We start from the raw sequence: 17,619 nt of genomic DNA, 5'->3' as shown, positions 1-17,619 counted from the left end.
CGAGCCTCCGCCGCCGCCGCCCGAGCCGCCGGTGCCGCCTCCGCCCGAGCCTCCGCCGCCGCCGCCCGAGCCGCCAGTGCCGCCCGAGCCTCCGCCGCCGCCGCCACCCGAGCCTCCGGTGCCGCCTCCGCCCGAGCCGCCGATGCCACCCGAGCCTCCGCCTCCGCCGACGCCGCCCTGTCCGCCGGTCGCGTCACCCCCGGTGCCGGCCATGCCGCCGCTGCCCCCGGCGCCGGCTCCGCCCATTCCCATGCCCCCTGTGCCGCCTTGCCCCCCGCTGCCGCTCGATGCCGTCCCTCCACCGACGGACGTGCTGGCGGCCCCACCTCCTTCACCGCCGTTGCCGCCGCCGCTGTTACAGCCCAGAAGCACAAGGAGCACACCAAGTGTAAGAGAACCCCGCATTGGACCTCCCGTCGGGGATTGAACGTAGATAGGGCCCACTGCGCCTGTCAACCGCGAATGTCAGAACACGAACAGGGGCCCGCGGAGCACCGTAGGAGGGGACCTCCTCGTCGCGTATTCAGGGGGATTGGAGCTCTTATCGTGGGGATATCAAAAAGCGATCGTCCGCCCGACGGGGGCCGGCCTGGGTCCGCCGGCAGAGGGCGCGAGCGGGGAGGGGATCAGCGACGGTCTTCGCCGGCGGGCACTTGCTTCGCGCGCCAGCGGGAAAGCAGCCTGGCGAGCCAGGCCTCGCGCGCGGCGAGGCAGGCCTTGGAGATCTCCGACTCGGGGGCGATGTCGTAGAACCCGTGGAAAGCGCCGCCCCATACGTGCAGCTCGCAATCGCCGCCGGCGGCCCAGATGGCGCTGGCGTAAGCCACGTCCTCGTCACGGAACACCTCGGCGGCGCCGACGTCGATGAACGTCGGCGGCAGGCCACGCAAGTCGATGGCGCGCGCCGGCGCGGAGTAGGGAGAAACGTTTTCGGTGCCACGCCTGTCGCCGAGCACGGCCGTCCAGGCCGTCAGGTTGCTCGTGCGATCCCAGATGCCGGTGCCCTGGTACTGGTGGGAGGAGACCGTCTCGTTGCGGTCGTCGATCATCGGACACTGAAGCAATTGTCCGGCCAGTTTCGGTCCCTTCCGGTCGCGCGCAAGGAGCGTCGTGCCCGCCGCGAGCCCGCCGCCGCCGCTGCCGCCGAAGATGACCAGGCACTCGGGGTCGAACCCGAGCTCCTCGGCATGTTCCGCCATCCATGCGAGGCCGGCATAACAATCCTCGACGGGGATCGGGGCCGGGTGCTCGGGCGAAAGGCGGTATTCGACGGTGACGCCCACCGCGTCGTGCTTCATGGCCCAGTCCACCAGCGGGTGGACCGCCGCGAACCGATTGCACATGACCATGCCGCCCCCGTGGATGTTGTAGATCCCGGGGCCGGGCTTTTGGTGGTCCTTGCGGGAGATCACCGAGACGACGATCTCCGCGCCGTCGTAGCCGGTGATCGTGTGGTCGACGCACTGGACGGGCAGGTCGCCGATGATTTCCTCGATGGTCGGCATCTTCAATGCCCGGAAATGCGCCAGGCGGTCGGGCGTCATGCCGACCGGCACATATCCCTCCAGGGCCGGCAGGAGCGGCGCGATCTGGGGGTCGAACGGGGGATTCGCGAGAGGGCGCTTCATGAAGTCTCCTTATCCGTCCAGTTGTAGCGGATGAAGCGGCCGAGGCCAGAATCGACGGAGGGACACCCAATCGACGACGACGCCTGAAGCGCATGTGCCTGGCCGTCCTCCTCCGCTTCGAGATGCGAACGGTAGCCTCGGGCACCGTGGCGACGAGCTCCCGCGAGCGCGCGAACGGGCCTCCTCACCGGGAAGGAGAAACGCGAACACCGTAACGCGTCGACGGCGGAGGTTCGGCTCTACAATCGCGCCCCCATGAAGCGAACATTCGGCCTCGGATTGCTCTTCATCGCCGCGATTGCCGCCTCCGGTTGCTCGAAGAAAGACGAGCTGCCTCTCGTCGAGCTGCAGGGGGGCGATGGTTTCGAGGGGTTGGCGATCGGCCTGCCTCCTGGCGTGACTGCCCCACCGGAAAAATTCGGCAAGATCAGCATCAAGCTCGACGGCTACGTCATCGACGTGCACCCCACCGAGGGCACGCTGGCCGATGAGAAGGAAAATTTCGGGTCGAAGGGCTTCCACGTCGAGACGGCCGACGGCTTCATCTCCAAGGACGACGGGAAAGACGGCAAGACGTTCCCGGTGCTACGCCTGTACCAGAAGGGCGAAACGGTGGTGCAATGCTCGTCGCGTCCGCCGGAGGCGCCGCCGACGCTCGAGAAAGCGAAGCAAGCGCTCGCCATCTGCTCGACGCTCGTGAAGAAGTAGGCGTTCCCCATGGCGGACACTACCCTCCGCGCGCCGCCGTGACGTATCATCGCGGCATGTCGTCTGGCCGCAGCTTCGTCCTCGTGCTCCTGCTCGCCGCGTGTGGCGGGTCCTCCTCTCCGCCACCTGCAACGTCCGACGCGCGCACCATCGCCGATCTCGGGCCGATGTGCCATCGCTACTACGCGCGGCAGGCCACGTGCAACGACGACTACCTGTCCGCCGTGCTCGACCTCCGCATCGAGCTCGACATGCCGAAGGGCATCGGCGAGCGCGTCAAGACCGAGGGGCGCGACGTGGTCCTGAAGGAATCACGCGTCCAGTGGGAGAGCGACATGGAGCCCGCGAAGATCGACGCGATGTGCAACGCGATGGCGACCCGCACGCCAGCCGACCAGCTGGAGCGGCTGCTCAAGCAGGGCGACGCCTGCGAGGCGGCGGCCGACTGCAAGGCGTTCGCGACCTGCGCGGTCGGAACGGAGCGGTCGTACATCGCGTCGGGCGCGACGCATCACTAGAGCGCCGAACAGTTCGGCGCTCTGCGAGAGGGGCGCACTTGGTCCATCGGGAACATCCGGAGCTGGAAGCCCTCCTGGTCGCTTCACCGGACGACCTCGGGCTATACGAGGCGTACGGCCGCTGGCTCGCCGAAAACGGTGACCCTCGCGCGGAGTTGATCCTTTTCGATTGCGCCTCGGAGCGACAGGGGCGGAAACCGAACCGCGACGAACGACATGCCATCCTGGAGCGGCAGAACAGGGAACTCTACGCGCTGGCCCCGTTCTTGTCATCGTGTATGCACGGCTGGCCGTTCGTCTGGGCGCGAGGCTTCCTTCGCGAGCTGACCTTGCAGATTCATGAAGGCGATGCCACCAGCCGCGAGCAGGTGGAAGCCGTCCTCGTCCATCCCTACACGAGGTTGCTCAGAAGGCTCTCGCTCGGCATCACGAGCGGAGGTGCGGCTCCCTGGCTGGTCGAACGCGTAGCTGAACGTCGCCCGCAGACCCTCGAGTCCCTCTTCGTCAGTGGCGCGTCGAGCGTCTCCATCGACCCTCTCCGCTCGATCTTCGCGAGACCCGGACGCCTCGGAACGTACAACGGCACGTCGCATTTCGGAGCGGGCCCCTTCCATGGCATTCGAATGCTGGACGTGCGTGATCAGCAGGTGGACTGGAGGCCTTCCGACGTGGATGCCTCGTGGCCCGACCTGGAGATCCTGGTCCTACGACCACGTGGGAGTCATGCGGACAGCCTACGTTGGTCCGCGCAGATGTTGAGCTCCGCCCGCGCCATGCCGAAGCTTCGCGAGGTCTGGGCCTGTGAGTCGAAGGGCGACGAGCTGCTCGAAGTGATCCTGGCGTCGCCGCTCCTTCCTCAGCTCCGACGACTCGATTTCACCGATACGCTCACGAACCGGGGCGCCGCGTTGCTCTACAGCAATGCCGAAAGGCTCTCGGGTATCGAGGAGATCCGTATCGGGTCCACCGGGGATCGGCGTGCCTCGATCGTGAGGGTGGCCCGCGTAGGCGCCCCGAACTATGAGCCGCCACCTCTGGGTGAACTGGAAATCGATGGTCCGTGGCGGAGCAGGCTCGCTCGACGTTTCGGCAAGCAGATTCGATTCAAGATTCCTGTCGGACATCCGCACCTCGGCCTCTGAGCCGCCGAGCAAGCCGCTGGAGCCGATGGGGTGGGGAAGGGGAGCGAAAGCAGAGGTGCATTGACGTCGCTCCGGGCGTGTCCGATCCTCCGGTCCTCGCACGCATGGGAAAACTGCTCCTCATCGAGGATGACGCTGCGCTTGCCTCCGTGCTCTCCCTCGCGTTCGAGGACGCGGGGCACGAGGCGATCGTCGCGAAGGACGGGATCGAGGGGCTCGCTCGTGTCACGCAGGATCGCCCGGATCTCGTGATCAGCGACGTCAACATGCCCCGCCTCGACGGCTTCAGCTTGTGCCGGCGCCTGCGCGAGGCGGGCAACCTCGTGCCGCTCATCCTGCTCACCTCGCGGGACTCCGAGATCGACGAGGCGCTCGGGCTCGAGCTCGGCGCCGATGACTACGTGGCCAAGCCCTTCAGCACCCGCGTGCTCCTCCTGCGGGTCCACGCGCTCCTGCGCCGGAAGCAGACGCTCGGTAGCGCCGAGACGGCCCGGGGCGTGATCGCTGCGGGGCCGCTGCGCCTCGATCCAGAGCGGATCGAGGCGCGCTACCGCGACACGCCGATCGCCGTCACCCTCACCGAGTTCCGCCTCCTCGAAGCGCTCGTCGCCCGCCCGGGCGTGGTCTTCTCGCGCGAGCGGCTGCTCGAGCTCGCGCGCGGCGACGAGAGCGTCGTCGACGCGCGCCTCGTCGACACCTACGTGCGGCGCCTGCGCCGCAAGTTCGAGGCCGTGGAGCCGGCCTTCGACGGCATCGAGACCGTGGTCGGCGCCGGGTACCGGTACAAGGACCGTGGCGCCTAGGAGACACTCGCTCCGGCGTCGCACGTTCGCCGTGGTCCTCGCGGTCGTCCTCGCGCCCGTGGGGATCGTCTTCGGCGCCCGGTACGACGACGCAGGCGAAGAGGATCGCGTGCGCGCCCGCGTCCTTCGCGCAGCCGAGGCGGCTCGATCGCTCGTCACCACGACCCCCGACGTATCCTCCACGCTCGCGACGTCGATCGAAGAAGCCGCGGCGGGCGAGCGGGTGCGGCTCCGCGTGATCGACGCCGCGGGGGTCGTCCTCGCGGATCACGATCACGATCCGGCCACCTCGCTGCGCGACCGGATCGGCGATCTTTTCTTCGGCCCCGAGGGCGCGCCCACGCTCCGCACCTACGAGGAGCTCGCGCCGCGCCTCGCCGAGCGTCCCGAGGTCCAGCGCGCGCTCGCCGAGGGGCACGCCGAGGGCTGCGAGCGCGCGCTCGGGGGCAAGCTCCTCGTGTGCCATGCGGCCCTGCGTGTCTCCTCGACGACGTCCGCGCGCGTCGTGCTCGCGCAGAAGAGCTCGCCGCGCGTCATTCGCGCCATCTCCGACGTGCGGTACCCGCTCCTCAAGTTGAGCTTCTTCGTGCTCGTCGGCGGCCTCGCGCTCGCTTGGTGGCTCGGCCGCCGCATCGTCCGGCCCATCGAGGAGCTCCGCGCCGAGGTCCTCGAGCGTGCCCCGCGCCCCCTCTCCGGCCCGCCGATCCCCGTGCGCGAAAAGGACGAGATCGGCGACCTCGCGGGCGCCTTCAACACCCTGCTCGCCGCGATCGCCGAGCGCAGCCAGAAGAACCACGCCTTCATGGCCGACCTCGTCCACGAGCTGAAGAGCCCGGTCGCCGCCGTGCGCGCCGCCGCCGAGGCCCTGCCTGGCGAGGGCCCGCCGAACCCGGAGCGGATCGAGCGCCTGCGCCAGGTCCTCTTCGATTCGAGCAAGCGGCTCGACGCGCTCGTGAGCCAGTTCCTCGAGCTCGCGCGCGCCGAGGCTGGCTTGCCCAGCGAGGAGCGGACGGCGCTCGACGCCGCGGAGCTCGTCGCCGTCATCGCCTCGGCCCTCCAGAAGGACGAGCGCCACGCGGGCATCACCTTCGAGCTCGACGTCGCGCCTGCGCCGGTCGAGGTCGTCCCGGCCCGCATCGAGGCGGCGGTCCGCAACCTGCTCGACAACGCCGCCGATTTCGCCGGCGAGGGCGGCGCCGTGCGGGCGCGCGTGCGCGTGGACGCGGGGCAATGCGTGATCGAGGTCGAGGACACCGGTCCCGGCATCCCACCGGAAAACCTGCCGCGTATCTTCGACCGATTCTTCACGGACCGGCCCGCGGGAAAGGGGCAGGGCACGGGCCTCGGCCTCGCCCTCGCCAAGGCCATCGTCGAGGCCCACGGCGGCACCCTCGTGGCCGCATCGAAGCCGGGGCGAGGCGCGCTCTTCACCCTCCGCCTCCCGATCGTTTCACACGGCGTCCACATCCATTCCGACGACGTTTCACCTCCGCGCTAGCGCGCCGTCCATACGGCGGGTGCAACCTCCTCGTGTCGAAGGGAGGTTGCCTTGCGGATCGTATGGCTCGCCGCCGCGGACGCCCGCGGCCATTTGATGCGCGCTCACCTGGTGCGGGGCCTGCTCGCCCGGCGCGGCGTTCGCGTGGACGTGATCACCACCTCGGAGGACGGTCGGACCTTCCTCCAGGCCCTTGGCACGCCCTCCGAGCTTTTGTCCGCCCATTACAGCTTGGTCTACGACGCCCACCAGAACATGGCCCGGGCCCGGACCGAGGCATGTATCCTGCGATATCTCTTCACCCCGAGCCGCGGCGCCGCGGATCTCGGCCGCCTCTCCGAGTTTGCCCGGGGCGCGGCGTACGTGGTGAACGATTTCCACCCGCTCTTGCTCCTCACCGGCTCGCGCCCGGCCGGCGAGGGCCACGCGCTCCCGTGCCCCGTGGTCCACGTGTATGGCGAGAACATCTGGCGCGCCATCGAGGGCCATTTCGAGGGCCGCGGCCCGGCGCTCGCCCACAAGGGATTCGGCGCGCTCGTGCGGGCCTTGCGAGATCGGGCCCACGCGCGGATCGAGCATACCCTCGCCGCGCCGCTCGCCGGGGATCGGGACCCTGCGCGGCGGAGCCACCGCCTCCTGCCCATCGTCGCGTCGCCGCGGAGGTCCGCGGCCGACGTGCGGGCCTCGCTCGGCCTCGCCCCGGGCGCGCGCCTCGCGGCCGTGTACCTCAATCCCCATTTCGCGGATCCGGCCGTGGCCTCGGCCATCGAAGAATCCCTCGCCGCGGAGGGATACGTGATGCACGCGGTGGGCGAGGGGTATGCCGCGCGCCCTGCCTTTCGGCCTTACGATCCCGATTTCGGCAGCGTCGCGGCCGCGGCGGATCTGCTCGTCTCGGCGCCGGGCATGGGCGCGGTGGGGATGGCGCGGCTCTTCGGGGTCCCGCTCCTCGCGCTCCTCACGGACCAGCCGGAGCAACGGCAAAATACGGCTGTCTTCGCGTCGTGCCCCGCGGGCGCGTTCGTCGGCGTCGAGATCGACGCCCCCGGCCGCCTCGAGGCCCGCCTGCGCGGCTCCCTCCGCGCCCTCGGCCCCTCGGCGGGCGCGGCCCTCGCGCGCCCCTCGGCGTCCGCCCTCGTGGGCAGGATCCACGAGAGCTGGGCCCGCTGTCTCCTCGATATCGCCGCATCCGCCCCTCTGCGGCGGATGCGCGCTGTCTCCACCCAACACCACAACGAGGTTCCTTCATGAAGACCACGAATCGCCCCACCACAGCCCTCGTCCTCGAGACCAACAACCTGCGAGGCACCACCGAAAAGGAGCGCATCGTGCAGAGCCTCGAGCGCCTGCTCCGCCACCTCGGGGCGCAGACGTTCCCGCTCCGCGAGCTCGACGAGATCGTGATCACCCACGACGGCCTCTCTTCGCGGGAGCAAGCGCGCCTCGGGGAGGCGACGGGGCGGGAGGTGCGGTTCCTCGAAATCGGCCCGGAGGTGGGATATTACGACGCCAAGAATCGCGGCTTCGACGCCACCACCGCGGACGTCGTGGTCTTCGGCGACGCCGATTGCTGGCCCGACCCCGCCTGGCTCGAGCGCCTGCTCGCGCCCTTCGCCGCGGATGCGGGCACCGAGGTCGTGGCCGGCCGGACCACGTACCGGGACGATCTGTTCGGCATCGCCGCGACCGCGATCGATTTCATGTACTTCCCGAGCCCCCTCGGCGAGGGCACGACGCGAAACTTCTATGCAAACAACGTCGCCTTCCGGCGCGACGTCTTCGCGGCCCGGCGGTACCAGCCCGCGGAGGGCATTTACCGAGGCCATTGCCAGGCGCTCGGCCTGCGGCTCGCCGGAGACGGGGTACGTATTCGTTTCGAGCCGGCCGCGCACACGACGCACCGGTTCCCCGACAGCGCCGCCGAGCTCTTGCGTCTGCGCTTCTTGCGTGGAGCCGATACCGTGGAGATCACCCCGTATCTCGGCCGCGCATTCTTGCCCGCGGAATGGCAATGGCTGAGCCGTCTCGGCCCGCTGTCGCCGCTCGGAGTGCTTTCGGTGCGTCTGGGCTTCTCCGCGCGGGCCATGGGCGAGCAAGGGCTCTCCGAGATCGACGGGGCGCGGAAAGCCGCATGTCTATTGCTCGTGGGTGGCATCTCGGCAGCGGACGCCGTGGGGTCGATCCTGCGCTCGACATTCGGCGCGCGTTTCGGCGTGCACGACGGCGGCTTCCGAGGGAAGGCGCTGTCGTACCACGGCGACGGCGATCGGCTGGCAACGGCGGCTGCGTGATGCTCGGCAGGCGCTGCGCTGGGGCTTTGCCCCAGGCCCCACCAGGGGTTGTCCACCCCTGGACCCGGACCAGCGCAAGCGCTGGACCCGTGGTCGATGAACTGCGCGATGCGCAGTTCATCGAACAGGCCCGAGGCAAGACCGGCGACGACCCTGCCCATCAAGACCGCCGTGACCGGCAACGCTGCCTGTGGTCTTGCACCGGCCCGTGGGAAGAACTGCGCATCGCGCAGTTCTTCCACCCCGAGTCCAGGGCTTGCCCTGGTCCGGGTCGAGGGGCGGACAGCCCCCGCGGGGTCCGGGGCAGAGCCCCGGCGCGGCGGCCGAGCCATCACTCTCGCACGAGCGCTGTCGACGGGGCGTCCACAACCGAAGCGGGGGAGTGGACGCCCTGTCGACAGCCAGGTGTCGGCGGTGGTGTCGGAGCCGGCGGCTCGGGCTGGCACGATGGCTGCCTGGACGGCGCGTGCACGGTTCGTCAAAACGTCCGCCGGAGAAGACATGGCATGCCCAGACAACGAGCCCTCGGGCGCGAAGCGCTCGTGACAATGCGGTTTCACGTCCTCGTCCTCGTGGCTTGCGCCGCTTTCGTCGGCTGCGGACCTCCCCCGCCGCCCTTGGCCGCGGAGAACTGCCCGGGCGCAATGGTGAAAGGGCAGCCCTCGCAGATCACGCTCGTCTCGAGCGCCGAAGGGGTCTCGTTCGAGCCGCCGAAGACCTGTAGGGGCTCGTATCCGGACGCCCCGGAGTATTACATCCGCGTGCACGGCCACGGAAAGCGCCGGATCGATTACAGCAAGCGCGATCCGAATGAATGCGACGCCCCCGGCGCCGACCCCGTCGCGTGCCCGAAGGTGCACTACATGGCGATCGGCATGTCGGCGCTCGGGGCGATGAGGAAGACGCTCGGGAAGATGAACGCCCATACCCTGGGGCTCGGGGCGTGCGCCGACTCGAACGCGCCGCTCGACCAGTGGAACATGTCGAGCCGCATCAGCGACTTCCGCCACGCCGACGAGGCGCTCCGCATCATCGACGCCGAGCTCCGCCGCTGGGACATCGGCGACGATTGGGGGCTGTCGATCACCGGGATCGAATGCGAGGAGCTCTTGTAAGCGCGCGGTAGGGCGTCCCGCGGGGCGGTCTTGGGCTGGGGCCGCCGCGCCGGGGCGCTGCCCCGGGCCCCGCGGGGGCTATCCGCCCCTCGACCCGGACCAGCGCAAGCGCTGGACCCGGGGTGGAAGAACTGCGCGATGCGCAGTTCTTCCAACGGACCGGTTGGACCGCGTCGCCGGTCGAAAGGGTAGCGCGGCGTCTTGATGGGCAGGGGCGCCCGCCGGTTGCCTCGGCCTGTTCGATGAACTGCGCATCGCGCAGTTCATCGACCAAAGGTCCAGCGCTTGCGCTGGTCCGGGTCCCGGGGCGGATAGCCCCGGGTGGGGCCTGGGGCAACGCCCCAGCGACGCGCCTGCCAGATGAGAACCCTCTATGCTTCGTTCGTGGGCTCCGCGGCGGACGCGGCTGCGCTTTCCTGGTTCTTGCGCCGGGTGGCGACGCTCCTGTCTGCGTAGAGCGCGCGATACCGGATCGTCGATTCGAACGTCGCGAGCAGGCTGGGCTTGTTCTCGTCCTTCGCGGTGTCGACGACCATCTTGGCGACCCTGCTCAGGAGCCCTTCGAGCTTGTCCTCGTAGAAGGCTTCACTCTCGCGAAGAACCTCGGCGAGCTTGTCGGCCTCGGGGCGCTGGGCGCGGATGGCCTGGATGAGCTGCGTGGTCTCCACGATGTCGGCGTAGACGTCCGGATGGATACGCGCCTCCTGGCTGTGGTCGGGCATCGCGGCGGCGAGGTCGGCGAGCACGCCCGCGCAGCCCGGCTTCGAGCGCTTGAGCTTGGGCAGATCGCCTTGCTTGACGTCGACGAGCTTCTGCTTGAACGACGAAACATCGATGACGCCATTGCCCGTATACTTGCCGATTGCGTTCTCCGACATGTGATCCTCCTGGGAAAAGGGGAGCGGGTCCCGTGTGCGCGTTCGACGAAGGGCGGGTATTCATCATCCGCCTGGAGCACACTTTTGGCGTGTGGGTAGAGCGTGGACGCGCGCGCGGAGTCCGAAGGCGTGCTCGAGGGGTCCGTGGACGTGCTCGGCGACTGCGTCGTGGCGCTCGTGGAGTCCGTGGACGTGCTCGGCGACTGCGTCGTGGCGCTCGGTGGGGTCCGTGGACGTGCTCGGCGACTGCGTCGTGGCGCTCGGTGGGGTCCGTGGACGTGCTCGGCGACTGCGTCGTCGCGCTCGTGGGGTCCGAAGGCGTGCTTGCGGGGTCCGTGGACGTGCTCGCCGACTGCGTCGTCGCGCTCGTGCAGGTACGTGGACGTGCTCGCCGACTGCGTTGTCGCGCTCGTGGCGTCCGTGGACGTGCTCGCGGCGTCCGAAGACGTGCTTGCGAGGTCCGAAGACGTGCTTGCGGGGTCCGTGGACGTGGTCGCCAAGCGCGTCGTCGCGGTCGTCGTGTCCGTGGACGTGCTCGCGAGGTGCGTGGACGCGCGCTCGGGCGCACGCCCGAGCCCAACGAGCGATGTCGTCTACTTGATGCCGAGCGCGACACCCTCGGGGTGGACGGCGATGAGGTCTCCCGTCTCGGCGTCGAATTCGAGGCCCACGTTTGCCGGGTTGCCGCACGGAATTTTGGCGCCCGGAGGCAACGGAAGCAAGAGGCCCACGAAGATTCGACCGTCCCGCCAGTGCTCTCGTACGCCGGTGAACGGCTGCTGTCGGAGCTCATCTGGCAGGAGAGGGACGAGGCTTTCGAGGTCGAAGCGGCGTGAATGCTTTGCCATGTTCGCTCCCGATCGCCGTTGGTCGCGGAGATGCATCACGGTAAGGGCAACGCCTACGCCGAGGAGGACCAGGACCGCGCTCAGCATGTTCCTCCTGTCCCTATCATGAAAGTTGGCGGGCGTCGTGGCGATTCATGGCTCGTCTCCTCGTTCCGCCATCAGAAGGTCAACCGCATGCCCATGCGGATCGTCCTCGGGCTCTGGTACGACGTGGGGCTGCCGTAGCTGGGGTTTCGGTCGGCGGGATCGAAGGGCGAGCCGTCCTCGAAATTCACGAGCTTGTAGCGGCAACCCGCGCCGGTGGCGCACGCCGCCTCTCCCTTGTTCGGCAGGTCCGCCGCCGTGCCGCCGTCGATGGGCCGGACGTTCGCGTACGTGAACGACTGATCGCGGCTGGTCTCGGCCTGGAAGTTGAACAGGTTGAACACGTCCACGCTCACGGAGAGCGTGCTGTCCTTGCTCACCTTGTAGCCGACGGCGAGGTTCGAATCGACGCTGTGGACCCAGGGCAAGTGGCCCCCCGCGCCGCGGGGCAGGATGAAGGCGGCACCTCTGCCGTAGGAGGGGTGAGCGCCGAGGACGTCGAGCGGGGCGCCCGACGTGCCCGTGTAGCCCACTCCTATGTTGATGCCGACGTTCTTCGAGAGGACGAACTCCTTGGCGCCGAAGACCTTGACCGAATGACGCCGATCCCCGGGGAGCGGGCCGTCGCGGTTCGGCTGGAGCGACAGGAGGTCGAAGTCGGAGAGCATGTGGGGCGACGGATAGGCCCCCGAGGCGAGCCCGGGGTAGTTCCCGCGGAGATACGACGCCGTGTAGCTGGCGAGCGCGAGCCACCGCTGGGTGAACGATTTCTGAAAGAACACCGTCACCGCATCGTAGTCGCGCCGGGCTTCGGGGAAGTCGGAGCCCGCGCCATGGCCGGGGTTCCCCACGAAGAACGACATGCCTTCGTCCCGGCTCATGGTCTCGATGACGCGGTGGATCGAACGGTGCACGTAGTTGACGCCCACGCGCGCGTCGCGGAAGATCTCGTATTCGCCGCCTGCCGAGATCTCGTCCATCGACTGCGCCTCGATCTCCGGATCCACCAGCGCGCGATCGCCGCCATGAGAACCCCATCGCCGGTTCGGTGCGTAGGGCTGCCCGATCGTGAGGTTGTTCTTCGGGTCCAGGCAGGCCGCGACCTTCGCAGGGTCGCTCGGGTCGCACACCGAGCTCGACACTTCGGACACGGTGAGGGGCCGCCGGACGAACAAGGCGTCGGCCAGGCCGAGGGGCACGTTCTCGTAATAACGCGCGTAGCTCGCGAAGATCTTCGACCGTTCAAAACGGGTCGGGTCGTAGATGACTCCGACGCGTGGAGACCACTGGTTCGGGAGCACCATGCCCATCCCCTCGTTGCTCGAGATCACCTGCGCGTCGTACCGCAAGCCTGCGTTCAACGTGACCCGGTCGAGGATGTTGAAGCTATCCTGGACATACCCGCCGACGAGGGTGGAGTGCGTCGTGGAGGACTGCAATTTCGGGACGTAGACGTCGTCCGGGTTCGTCTGGTTGCCCATGCGCCAGACTTGCCACCCCGAGCCATCCCACGTCTCCGAAAACCACACGTTCCCCGTATTCGCCCGGGCGAACAGGCTGTTCGACACCTCGACGTCGAGCCCCGCCTTGATGACGTGGTGCCCCAGCGCCGAGAACAGGTACGTGACGACAACGTTCCCCTGGAAGCGGTTCGTGATGGACTCGTTCACGTTCCCGGGTCCACCCGTCAGGTAGGCGCGCACGGGGCAATGGATGACGTTCGTCGACCCCTTCGGCTCGCAGCCGCTCCCTGCCGGAAGATCCTCGAAATCGGCGATGCTATGCGGCGCCCCACGCGTCCAGGCGATCCCGGGGACGGCGTCGAGCCCCTTCCCGCTGCCGATCCCCGCCCCGTCGACCGGCAGGCGGCTCGAGGAGGCGTGATGATATGCGATCGTCGCGTCGAGGAGGAGCATCTTGTGCAGGAACGCCGACGAGAGCTTGAGGGAGACGGTGTTGCTCATCTGCTCTTCCCGCCGCCCGAAGGCCGCGTATTGCCCTGCCAGCGAGCTCGTGTCGATCGGCGTGGGCGTGCCCGTGATCCCATTGAGCGAGATCCGCCCGTCCCCCCCGGACCACGTGGGCGAACCGAACACCGAGAGCGTCAACGTATGCAACGGATCGTATTGCGGCGCGTTGATGAACCACGTGAGCTTGCCGATGTATTGCAGCGTCTCTTTCGAAGCGATGTAGCGACGCGTCCCGCCCTCGATGGGCGCGGTGAGCTGAAATCCGTCTTCATCGCGGAGGCTGATGGGATGGCCGCTCGCGTCGAGCTTCACGGATCCATCGGGGTTCGTCTCGTACCGCAGACGGCTCAGCGAACGCACGATGTCGAGGTCCTGGAAGGCCACGTTCAATCCCGCGTAAAACCACAGGCGATCTTCCTTGATGGGTCCGCGGAGCTCGAACCCGAAATCACGCATCGCGCCGAGCTTCTGATCGACGGCGACCACCGTGCCCTCCGCGCGCACGGGGTTTCGTCCTCCCTCGAGCGCGCCCGGCGTGTAGCTGCCGAAGATCGACCCGCGAAACTCGTTGCGATCCACCCACGATCGGTGAAACCCGTCGACACTCGCCTTCGTGACGACGTCGAAGACGCCGCCGGTGGTACGGCCGAACTCGGGCATGTATCCGGCCGTGGCGACGTGGACCTCCTGGACGAACTCGAGCGAGAGCGGCGTGTCGTTGATGCCGTCCGAAGCGCTGCCCACGGAGACGCCGTCGATCTGGAACCGGTTCTCGGGCGCCGACGAGCCGTGGATGGAAAAGCCGAGGCTCGTCGGCTGGGCGCCGGGCGCGAGCGCCCCGAGGCTCTCGAACGATCGCACGGCCGAGGCTCGACCTCCCGGCGGCGCCACCGCGAGGCGATGCGAGACATCCGAATCGACGATCAAACCTGTCGTCATCGATCCGATGTCGACCGACGGGATGGGGCCGATGAGCAGGATCTCCTCGTCGTTCGGCAAGAACTCCGTGAGCAGGATGTTGGCGCGGAACGTGGTGCCCGTCCGGAGCGTGATCCCGCCGCGCGAGGAGGGCTTGTGCCCATCCACTTCGACCCGGATCATGTATTCGCCCGGGGGGAGCTGAGAAACGCGATAGGTGCCGGACGCGTCGGTCACGACGATCTGCTCGCCCTGCATCGCGGGGGAGGTCACGGTGACGACGACGTCGGCGAGGGGCTTTCGTGTCGCCTGGTCGCGGACGGTCCCGGTGAGGACCGCGTCTCCGGCGGCGGAGGCGGAGGAGGCGGCCAAGAGACCGAGGCAAAAGGTCGCCGCCAGGGAAAACCATCGGGGTCCATGAAGCAAGCGCATGACGATTCGATTTCCAAGGCTGATGGGGTCGAGACCTTGCCTTCTCGAGACGATGGCCTGCACGTTAGCAAGCTTCGTACCACCCGATTCGCGCCGCGGAATCCTGGGCATCGAGACAGGACACCTGCACGGAAGGTGTCACGCGCGCGTGACACTGACGCGCCGTCGTTACAGCCCCGTTTCCGCGACCGCGACAGCCTCCGTTTGCCGTTCGCGCTACCGCGACCGCTTCCGCTTTGCGACGAGGTAGGTCAATCGGTGCGAGCTCGAGCCTTCATTTGGGGAGACGGGTCGCCGCAAAAAGGGGTTGGCCCGTTATGTCGGCTCCTCGGGGATCTCGGGCGAGCCGGGCCAGGTGATGCCGACCTTCTGAAGCCTGCGCTGGGCGCCCAGTACGCGCTCCGGCTTGGGCGTGGGGAGAAGGAGCGTCTCGAGCTCGGCGGGCGTGAACTCCGTGGGGCCTACCGCGTCACGGCGTGTACGGCGTAACCTTGTTGATCTGCACCACCTCTTTTTCCGGCGGGACTTTGTTGCGGAGATGTTCCGTCTCCGGGTTTCCCACGAGCGGGATGCGGTCAAGCATGCACGGCTTGGGCATCGGCTCTGCACATTCGGTCGACGTTTCGGTCGGGATGTCGGGTGGAGTCCCACGACTCGCCAGGCCCCGGATCGAGAGGCGACCCGCACGCACCCGTCAATCCTGCCCCACCAAAGCCCGATATCAGCACGCTCAGCATTGTCGAGCGGTGTCTCGTCATTGCTTGCATGGAGTATCGAATCGCAGGTCGAGCGACTGGACGACAAGGGAAAACGCGCCAGAGGGCTCACGATGCGCCTGGGAACCGAGCGAGCTTTTGATCCGCCGGGGCGCCCCCCTTACGCACCATTCTCCTCCGAAGCCGGCAACTGACACCGAAATGTCACTCCCTCGCCCGGATTGTTCTCCACCGACAACCTCCCCCCGTGCGCCTCCACGATGGAGCGGCTGATTGCGAGCCCCACGCCGAGCCCTTCCGCCTTTGTCGTATAAAAGGCCTCGAACACCCGCTCCATGTCCGCCGGGGCAATCCCCTTGCCCGAATCCTCCACCGACAGCACCACCCGATCCTTGCCGTCGCCGCGCGTCCGTACGACGACGAGGCGTCTGCCGGGCGGGCGGTCCGCGACGGCGTCGAGCGCATTGACCACCAGATTCAGGACCACCTGCTGGAGCTGAATGCCGTCGCCGCGCACGCTGGGTAGGCCAGGCGCGAGGTCGAGCCGCAGCGTCGCGCCTCGGAGCAGCACGTCATTGCCCACGAGCCGCGCCACCTCGCGCGCGAGCTCGTTCAGGTCCTGCCCGTCCGTGCGCGGCGCGCCCTTCTTCAGCATCGCGCGCATACGCTGGATGATCGTCGCGGCGCGCCGGTCGTCGTCCACGATGTCGCCGAGCGCCGCGAGCGCTTCGGTGACGTCCGGCGGCGCCTTCTGGAGCAGGCGCCGCGCCGCTTGCGCATTGCTCAAGATCGCCGCGAGCGGCTGGTTCAGCTCGTGCGCGATCGAGGCCGCGAGCTCGCTCATCGCGGCCACGCGGTTCATGTGCGTCAGGCGCTGGTTCGTGGCCATGAGCTCGTCGGTCCGGCGCACCACCTCGGCTTCGAGCGTGTCCCTGGCGCGCGCGAGCTCGGCGGCCACCCGTTCGAGCTCCGCGTTTTTCTCCGCGAGCGCCCGCGCCCCGGCGCGCACGGCGATCTGCGCGCGCACCCGGGCCGCGAGCTCCGCGCGCACGAAGGGTTTGGTCACGTAATCGACGGCGCCGAGCTCGAGCCCACGCACCCGGCTCGCTGTGTCCGCGAGCGAGGTCATGAAGATGATCGGAATGTCGCGCGTGGCCGGGTCCGCCTGCAAGCGGCGACAGACCTCGAAGCCGTCCATACCGGGCATCACCGCGTCGAGCAGGACGAGGTCGGGCTCCTCGCGCCGGATCTGCCGCAGGGCCATCTCCCCGTCGAGCGCCACGGCGAGGGCGAAGGGCTGACCCGCGAGCGCGTCGGAGAGGAGCTTGAGGCTCTGGGGGTCGTCGTCGACGAGCAAAACGAGGGACGCTCGCATCGTTGACATGGTCGGGGATCTGGGGGAGGAATGCCAGGCATGTTGGTTCATGTTCTTGCGACCAGGCGGCGATGACCCCAATGGAGCGCACCGTATTCGTGGTGGACGACGACCCCTCGGTGCTGCGCGGCCTGGAGCGGCTCCTGCGCTCGGCGGGGTATGCGGTCGAGGCGCACGCCTCTGCCCGCGCGTTCCTGGAGCGCGCGCCCGCGGATCGGCCGGGGTGCGTGATCGTGGACCTGCGTATGCCCGAGATCGGCGGCCTCGACCTGCAGGAGGAGCTCGCGCGGCGAGGCTTCCCGCTCCCCTTGATCTTCCTGACCGGACACGGCGACGTGCCGAGCTCGGTGCGCGCCATGAAGGGGGGCGCGCTCGATTTCCTCTCCAAACCCTGCGATGACACGGATCTGCTCGCGGCGGTGGAGCGGGCGCTCGCGCGGGACGCCGAGGCGCGGGCGGCGCGGGCCGAGAAGGAGGCCGTGCGAGCGCGCTTCGCGGCGCTCACCCCGCGGGAGCACGAGGTGGCTTTGCTCGTCGCGCAGGGCTTGTTGAACAAGCAAATCGCGGCGGAGCTCGGCGCGGCGGAGAAGACGATCAAGGTTCATCGGGGCCGGGTCATGGAGAAGCTCGGCGCGGAGTCGCTGGCCGATCTGGTTCGTCTCGTGGATCGAATCCGGGACACCACCTGAGTCTTG

14 protein-coding genes are annotated in these 17,619 nt (G+C 68.6%); 8 read left to right on the top strand and 6 right to left on the bottom strand.

Going from position 1 to position 17,619, the window contains the following annotated elements:
* Together QHF83_RS25315 and QHF83_RS25310 are read right to left on the bottom strand one after the other, a co-directional pair.
* On the bottom strand, window positions 1–252 hold a 252-nt coding region (locus tag QHF83_RS25315; protein WP_282420496.1), incomplete at its 3' end, for a hypothetical protein.
* 374 nt (window positions 253–626) lie between these two features.
* Window positions 627–1,628: an alpha/beta hydrolase gene (locus QHF83_RS25310; protein ID WP_282420495.1), complete on the bottom strand. Its 1,002-nt coding sequence runs from the start codon at window positions 1,626–1,628 to the stop codon at window positions 627–629.
* 255 nt (window positions 1,629–1,883) lie between these two features.
* On the opposite strand from QHF83_RS25310, the gene QHF83_RS25305 reads away from it, so the two are divergent.
* From QHF83_RS25305 to QHF83_RS25275, 7 genes are all read left to right on the top strand, one after another.
* Window positions 1,884–2,336, top strand: coding sequence for a hypothetical protein (locus QHF83_RS25305; RefSeq protein ID WP_282420494.1), 453 nt, complete (start codon window positions 1,884–1,886; stop codon window positions 2,334–2,336).
* Between the two features lie 361 nt (window positions 2,337–2,697).
* Complete coding sequence (locus QHF83_RS25300; RefSeq protein WP_282420493.1) at window positions 2,698–3,996, top strand: hypothetical protein; 1,299 nt, start codon at window positions 2,698–2,700, stop codon at window positions 3,994–3,996.
* Window positions 3,997–4,100: 104 nt separating this feature from the next.
* Window positions 4,101–4,799, top strand: coding sequence for a response regulator transcription factor (locus tag QHF83_RS25295; protein ID WP_282420492.1), 699 nt, complete (start codon window positions 4,101–4,103; stop codon window positions 4,797–4,799).
* On the top strand, window positions 4,789–6,297 hold the full coding sequence (locus QHF83_RS25290) for a HAMP domain-containing sensor histidine kinase (protein ID WP_282420491.1): 1,509 nt from the start codon (window positions 4,789–4,791) through the stop codon (window positions 6,295–6,297). The genes QHF83_RS25295 and QHF83_RS25290 overlap by 11 nt, the downstream gene beginning before the upstream one ends.
* Window positions 6,298–6,348: 51 nt before the next feature.
* Window positions 6,349–7,548 (top strand): hypothetical protein, encoded by a 1,200-nt coding sequence (locus tag QHF83_RS25285; RefSeq protein WP_282420490.1) that lies wholly within the window; start codon window positions 6,349–6,351, stop codon window positions 7,546–7,548.
* The gene (locus QHF83_RS25280; RefSeq protein ID WP_282420489.1) at window positions 7,545–8,588 is read left to right on the top strand and encodes a glycosyltransferase; all 1,044 of its coding nucleotides are present in this window, start codon (window positions 7,545–7,547) and stop codon (window positions 8,586–8,588) included. Before QHF83_RS25285 ends, QHF83_RS25280 begins: the two co-directional genes overlap by 4 nt.
* A 506-nt stretch (window positions 8,589–9,094) precedes the next feature.
* The gene (locus tag QHF83_RS25275; protein ID WP_282420488.1) at window positions 9,095–9,703 is read left to right on the top strand and encodes a hypothetical protein; all 609 of its coding nucleotides are present in this window, start codon (window positions 9,095–9,097) and stop codon (window positions 9,701–9,703) included.
* 371 nt (window positions 9,704–10,074) lie between these two features.
* On the opposite strand, the gene QHF83_RS25270 is transcribed toward QHF83_RS25275, so the two are convergent.
* The 4 genes from QHF83_RS25270 to QHF83_RS25255 form a co-directional block, all read right to left on the bottom strand.
* Complete coding sequence (locus QHF83_RS25270; RefSeq protein WP_282420487.1) at window positions 10,075–10,581, bottom strand: hypothetical protein; 507 nt, start codon at window positions 10,579–10,581, stop codon at window positions 10,075–10,077.
* A gap of 593 nt (window positions 10,582–11,174) precedes the next feature.
* Window positions 11,175–11,429, bottom strand: coding sequence for a hypothetical protein (locus tag QHF83_RS25265; protein ID WP_282420486.1), 255 nt, complete (start codon window positions 11,427–11,429; stop codon window positions 11,175–11,177).
* Window positions 11,430–11,587: 158 nt separating this feature from the next.
* Complete coding sequence (locus QHF83_RS25260) at window positions 11,588–14,773, bottom strand: TonB-dependent receptor (RefSeq protein WP_282420485.1); 3,186 nt, start codon at window positions 14,771–14,773, stop codon at window positions 11,588–11,590.
* Between the two features lie 936 nt (window positions 14,774–15,709).
* The gene (locus tag QHF83_RS25255; RefSeq protein WP_282420484.1) at window positions 15,710–16,924 is read right to left on the bottom strand and encodes a response regulator; all 1,215 of its coding nucleotides are present in this window, start codon (window positions 16,922–16,924) and stop codon (window positions 15,710–15,712) included.
* Between the two features lie 80 nt (window positions 16,925–17,004).
* Between QHF83_RS25255 and QHF83_RS25250 the strand changes: the two genes are divergently transcribed.
* Window positions 17,005–17,613: a response regulator gene (locus QHF83_RS25250; protein WP_282420483.1), complete on the top strand. Its 609-nt coding sequence runs from the start codon at window positions 17,005–17,007 to the stop codon at window positions 17,611–17,613.
* Window positions 17,614–17,619 lie beyond the last annotated feature (6 nt).

It is taken from the genome of Polyangium sp. 15x6 (assembly GCF_029960785.1).
In the GTDB taxonomy this organism is placed as follows: domain Bacteria; phylum Myxococcota_A; class Polyangia; order Polyangiales; family Polyangiaceae; genus Polyangium.
The sequence above is the reverse complement of the archived record's forward strand: the minus strand, read 5'-3'. Positions and strand labels throughout refer to the sequence as shown.

What these genes read in the sequence shown, in the direction of transcription:
- QHF83_RS25310 (WP_282420495.1), bottom strand. Translation starts at nt 1,628, where the DNA reads ATGAAGCGCCCTCTCGCGAATCCCCCGTTCGACCCCCAGATCGCGCCG.
- QHF83_RS25305 (WP_282420494.1), top strand. Translation starts at nt 1,884, where the DNA reads ATGAAGCGAACATTCGGCCTCGGATTGCTCTTCATCGCCGCGATTGCC.
- QHF83_RS25295 (WP_282420492.1), top strand. Translation starts at nt 4,101, where the DNA reads ATGGGAAAACTGCTCCTCATCGAGGATGACGCTGCGCTTGCCTCCGTG.
- QHF83_RS25280 (WP_282420489.1), top strand. Translation starts at nt 7,545, where the DNA reads ATGAAGACCACGAATCGCCCCACCACAGCCCTCGTCCTCGAGACCAAC.
- QHF83_RS25275 (WP_282420488.1), top strand. Translation starts at nt 9,095, where the DNA reads ATGCCCAGACAACGAGCCCTCGGGCGCGAAGCGCTCGTGACAATGCGG.
- QHF83_RS25270 (WP_282420487.1), bottom strand. Translation starts at nt 10,581, where the DNA reads ATGTCGGAGAACGCAATCGGCAAGTATACGGGCAATGGCGTCATCGAT.
- QHF83_RS25265 (WP_282420486.1), bottom strand. Translation starts at nt 11,429, where the DNA reads ATGGCAAAGCATTCACGCCGCTTCGACCTCGAAAGCCTCGTCCCTCTC.
- QHF83_RS25255 (WP_282420484.1), bottom strand. Translation starts at nt 16,924, where the DNA reads ATGCGAGCGTCCCTCGTTTTGCTCGTCGACGACGACCCCCAGAGCCTC.
- QHF83_RS25250 (WP_282420483.1), top strand. Translation starts at nt 17,005, where the DNA reads ATGGAGCGCACCGTATTCGTGGTGGACGACGACCCCTCGGTGCTGCGC.